This window comes from Microcoleus sp. AT8-B5 (genome assembly GCF_036705565.1).
GTDB lineage: Bacteria > Cyanobacteriota > Cyanobacteriia > Cyanobacteriales > Microcoleaceae > Microcoleus.
Genome location: NZ_JAUBUY010000104.1, coordinates 1 through 4,883, shown reverse-complemented (window position 1 = coordinate 4,883; position 4,883 = coordinate 1). Strand labels below are relative to the sequence as shown.

Annotated in this window: 3 protein-coding genes and 1 pseudogene; all 4 read right to left on the bottom strand. The window is 49.0% G+C overall.

Features of this window, described 5'->3' with window-relative positions; all coding sequences use genetic code 11:
* Positions 1-304: 304 nt before the first annotated feature.
* A complete protein-coding gene (locus tag QUB39_RS30260; protein WP_333053790.1) occupies positions 305-3,280 on the bottom strand; it encodes a DUF5906 domain-containing protein in 2,976 nt (991 codons plus the stop codon).
* 142 nt (positions 3,281-3,422) lie between these two features.
* Positions 3,423-3,863 carry a hypothetical protein gene (locus QUB39_RS30255; protein ID WP_333212844.1) on the bottom strand — a complete coding sequence of 147 codons (441 nt, stop codon included), beginning with the start codon at positions 3,861-3,863 and terminating at the stop codon, positions 3,423-3,425.
* 377 nt (positions 3,864-4,240) lie between these two features.
* Positions 4,241-4,513, bottom strand: coding sequence for a hypothetical protein (locus tag QUB39_RS30250; RefSeq protein ID WP_333053787.1), 273 nt, complete (start codon positions 4,511-4,513; stop codon positions 4,241-4,243).
* Positions 4,506-4,883: pseudogene (locus QUB39_RS30245) on the bottom strand (hypothetical protein); the annotation flags it as partial. The gene QUB39_RS30250 and the pseudogene QUB39_RS30245, both read right to left, overlap by 8 nt.

Sequence of the window (4,883 nt, the reverse complement as noted above, 5' to 3'; positions counted from 1 at the left end):
AGGCTTGTGTCACTCTCTGTAGCCACCGCTGTAGACGTGCCTGAGACTTCCTTGAGAATGCGTTGTGCAGCTTGACTAAGCGACTCACCGTCTAGCTTCTGAGCTTCTATCCAGTTCAGGAAGTGACCGGATGCCCTGAATGATACGACTTGACTCTGACTCATTGTAGACACCTGTATACAGTATTTGTCTACAATAACTGATGTCTGTCTACAGTGTCAACAGTTTGTCTACAAAACTTGTAGACACGAAAATCCCCCAATTAAGGGGGAGAGGAATTGAGCCGTTAGTTGTCAGGCAGTGGCTAAATTTTCCGCAGGTCGCAGAAGAGCATGGAGATTATCCGGCCGCCCTTGTGTTTTTCGCGCTCTTGCCAGTCAACCTTGCAACTGATGCTCGTATGAATCTCAACGATGCGGCCGTGCCAGTTGTAGCTAGAGTCCTCTGGCTTATTGCCAGCCACTTTGTCTCCGACTCTGAATGCTTTGAGCGGGTCAGAACATGGGATGCCAGTGAGTAGTTCTGTCAATTTTTGCTTGTCGGAATCCGAGAGTTTGGAGAAAGAATTACAAAAGTCTAACAAAGTTGGGTTTAGTGCTCCAGCATCTCCAGCAGCGCTCTGCGTAAGGATTGTTTGCTCCAGCGGTGCTCCAGCAGAAATTTCTTGCTGGAGCACTGCTGGAGACGATATCCTTGCTGTGTCTACTGCTGGAGATGCTGGAGCACTTTTTCCACTTCTTTCAGACTTTTGTTTGCTGATGCCGACATAGTAAAAATCACCCATTGTCCGCTGACCTTCAAAGCCCCGTTCTGTGTGCCGATGCTTCTCCAGCTTGGGAAAAATCTCACAAAGGCGGGCATATAACTGGTTGATAGCTTTCACAGGTTTGTCCCACTGGTTAGGTAAATCATTCCAAACCAGTTTGTCCTTGCCCTTCTCGTTCCACTCAATCTCAAGTATCCCCGCCTCTTGATACCACTCTTGTAACTCGCTCCATAAGTCTTTGGCATAAACGCGATCGCCCTTGCCAGCTTCATACCCCAAGTCCCTCACAAACTGCCACAAGTGCCGGCTTTCCTCTTGAGCTTCCCGCATCGCCTCACGAGTTGCCTTGTAGTCAATCCCCTCTTTCAGTAGCAGTGGCAACCGCTCCAACATCTTGTTGAGCATCGCCGGCGCAATCCGCTCAAGGATAAAGTTCTCATCATCCTTAAAGCGCGGGTCAGCCTCTAATTCACCCTGAGACGGGTCAGCATTATGCTTGTAAGTTTTCTTGAAACTCAGGATGCCGTAGCGGTCATCAATAGCGGCCGTCCCTCCAGTGATAGAGGGTAGTTTGTTGCAGTTGGCTAAAAAGATGGCCGCAGGTTTGTATTCGTAGCTGTCCTTACCTTTAGGTTCAATGTCGATCGGGTCGCCAGTGATGAACTGTTTGAGACTCTGAATATTGTCGAGGTCTACTTTTGCAGTGTTCTCAAAAGCCCAATTACAGAGCCCCCCTAGCAGACCGGACAGATTGAACTTGCGGCCATTGTCATAGGATTTGAAGTCTGACAACGACTTGTTAGTCATTCCCCTCCCCAAAACAGCGGCCAACACAGCTCGCAATGTATCTTTGCCATTAGACCCCTCGCCGTGGCATAGCAAACCTTTAACGCCCCGTCCCGTCAGCTTGGAGCGAACAAGCTTCAAATTCAACGCAGCAGCAGCAGTCCGCAAAAATACCTCACGCTGCGACGGCTCCAAGCATTCTAAAAGGCGATCGCAGTCCGTCGCGTCAATGTCAGGGTCATACGTGCAGCCAACATAGGTATAGACCTGGTTAGGGTCATGTGGAACAAGCGAGTGAGAACCGTCAGGGTTAATTTTCACTACCCCTTTAGTCGTGTTCAACCCATCAGGATTGATGGTATTAGGGTCTACGGCCACAGCTAAGAGCATATAACTGTAGACTTCATTGACACTGGCAGTGTTTGCACGGTTGCAGCGATATTTCCCTTTGACCAATTCAGAGTAAGTGCTCAGCCAGTCAAGAATACGCCGCTTCTCAATAGCTTCCGAGCGCAGTTCGTAATGAGTCCCGATGAACTCAAAAAGTTGTCCTGCTATTGAGGCCCAGGGCGTGTCAGAGTACAGCGCGTCCACAGCTTTCTGCACGTAGTTTTGCTCTGGAGTCGGTGCAGTGTCTGGGATGTAGTCGCTTCCACTACTGTCATACTTCTGGCATACTACTTCTTCTCGCGTGCGCGGGTGAGGAGTTAAAGAAATATTAGGAGTTAATTCCGTTGCAGCGTCGTTGACTACTTCCTCTACCAGTCGGATGAATTCCTCGCTATCTATGGCTTCCAAGATTTCTCTGATGTCTCCCGCTTCTGGGATGTCTGAGTAGATGTCACATGGGTCAACAACCACACAAGGGAACTGGATGTGACGGGCAACCAGCCAAACTTCTTGACCCTTCTTGATACCCGCGTCATCGTTATCGCGCAACACTGTAACACTGACGTTTTTGCCTGTCGCTTGCAGAGTTTCGAGCATTATCTGAATTTCGGGATGACTCCAATTGGAACCTTGCAGAGTCAGGGCCGCTGTGCCGATGCCCCGTGCAAGTTCTACGTTATTTTCCCCTTCAAGCATCAGAACGAGAACGGGTTCACCGTCTGGTAGTGCTTCTAGTAGTTCGATAACTTCATCAATCCGATATGCTGGCCAGCGAGCATCACCCTTGCTCCAGACTTCCTTGCCGCTAGGGTCTATGTGAATTTGGCGGCAAGTTTTGTCGCGTCCCTTTGGCTTACTTGCATCGGGCCAATCAAACCGCAAAACCTTTTGAGTGTCGCTGTAGGCGTAGGTGATTTGTGTGGCACTGTCGGGAACGCCTTTGGGAACGTATTTGGGTTGTTCGGTGCGAGGTGGTTTTCCGGGTGCGGGTAATCTCAGAAGTTTCGCGCCGATCGGAACTGGTACGGGTCGATATTCCTTCTTTTTGGCTTTTGGTTTTTTTGCCGGTGGCGCGGGATTGTCCTCTTTTTTGCACTCTGCCAAAAATTCAGCCAGTGGTCGGATAGCTTCCCGAATATCAGCGGTTGAGCAAGCGTTTGTCCAGCACTGGTACTTACCGTTCTTGTGGTCAATCCCTAAGCTATGACCTTCGCAGACAGGGCAAATATAGTAATTTTTGGCTTTGCCTGGTTCCAGCTTGTCCAGATGGTCGCGGATGTCGAATTTTTTGGGGGTGCTTGAAGTTTGGTCGTTGTTCGGAGTAGAATTGTCGTACATAAATTTGGCTCGCCCCTACGGCGAGTTGAATGTGGATGAATCCTCAAAACCGTTGCGCTCAGGTACCAATTGAAGGCAGCGGTTTTTTGGTGTCTAGAATTTGCTGAAAATTTAGAGCATAGGAGGTACCGCTCCGCAAACTTTAGTAAGCGGACGCAGCTACGAAATCACAACGCTGTCTCTGTGGCGGCCAATGTCGGTCTAGGAGACTTTGCTTTATCTCTTCAAAGGTAAAGTCCCGGCGTTCAGGTACTAGATTGTTGTCTAGGGTTGATGCTAGACAAATTAGCAGAAGTATTGCAGGGCTGAAGGAAGCTAGCAGTAGGGCGAAGGTAAGGTCAATCCAATTGCTTGCAAAGGTAACAATTATTTCTATTCGGGCAACAATACGCTCTTCAGAGAGTCCTCGCTTCCGGAAGGCATTAATGGTGTCCTGTACAAGCTCTGCTACTTTCTCTATCGCTTCTTGCCTAGTCTTTGCCCCTCGCGTTCGGGATTCAATCATGCGAACAAGTGCGGCTGCCGATTGCGGAGCCATATTTCTAGTTGATGGGCGGATTTGTCGAATCAACCACTTGTTCATGAGAACCAATTTTACAGGGATAGAGAGTCCTGGCTTAAGAGATATTCCCGCTCTTTCTGGAGCTGAGAGTGTACCTGGTTGATAGTCATTCCAGATTCACGGGCAAGTCTAGTTAGTAGAGTTCCCTTGGGTCGGTAAGTGTGAGACTGCGAGCCCTTATGAGTTTGCCGAGTGCGGCGGGTAAGGGCCCGCTTGCTGCGAGTTCCCAGTTGGGGGTAAAAGATTAAGTTCATAGGTGATAGTGCAACGAACCAACCCTAGGGTTGTGCGTATACCTAGTAGCGTCAAAGTCTCTTCTAGTCTAGCTTTGAGAAGTAAAATATTTTGCCGAGCCCTAGGGTTCGGCAAAACCTTACACCGATGAATTTGTTCGGCTACTACCTATCGCCCTGACCACCTAAAACTGCATCCCACGGTCGAGGTTGTGGTTCCCCTGGTGTTGCCGGGACTGCTACCCCAAGCTGAGGCAATTGCAGGTCATTGAGGTAGTAAGCGTACTGATTGTCCTCCCCCCGTTGCGGGTAGAACTTGCCGTTAGTTTTCCAAAAGAAGTCCTTGCCTCGCAGAACTGCCAAAACTAACTCTATTTCTGACTTGGTACCAGTCAATCTTAGGGCTGCTGTGGTTGGGATGTTTGGCTGTTTAGTCATTACTTTTCCCCTCAAACTGATTGAGTAGATTTTGCAATTTGACCTTGCCTTCTGAGAATTTACGTCCCCCCATTTTGAGTACATTCTCAACAATCCAAGTCACAGACTTACCCGCTTCCATCGACTTACAAACTTCCAAGTATATAGGGTAATCAGGAGAGTCGGAAGGGGAAGCGGTTTCCTGTAAGTCACTGCTGTATATAGCTTCCAGTGCTTGACGGCTGGCTTCCACGTCAACACCAGGGGAAGTCAGGATAAGTTCAGCTTCCTGCTGTCTTTGTTGCTGTGAAACGTAGACGCTGGTGCTGATTTCATCCTCTACATCTGCCTTGATTGCCCTCAGTTTCAATTCCTCAATCTCTCCCTCGTC

Excerpts from the sequence above, each read along its gene's own strand:
- QUB39_RS30260 (WP_333053790.1), bottom strand. The coding sequence starts at position 3,280 with ATGTACGACAATTCTACTCCGAACAACGACCAAACTTCAAGCACCCCC.
- QUB39_RS30255 (WP_333212844.1), bottom strand. The coding sequence starts at position 3,863 with ATGAACAAGTGGTTGATTCGACAAATCCGCCCATCAACTAGAAATATG.
- QUB39_RS30250 (WP_333053787.1), bottom strand. The coding sequence starts at position 4,513 with ATGACTAAACAGCCAAACATCCCAACCACAGCAGCCCTAAGATTGACT.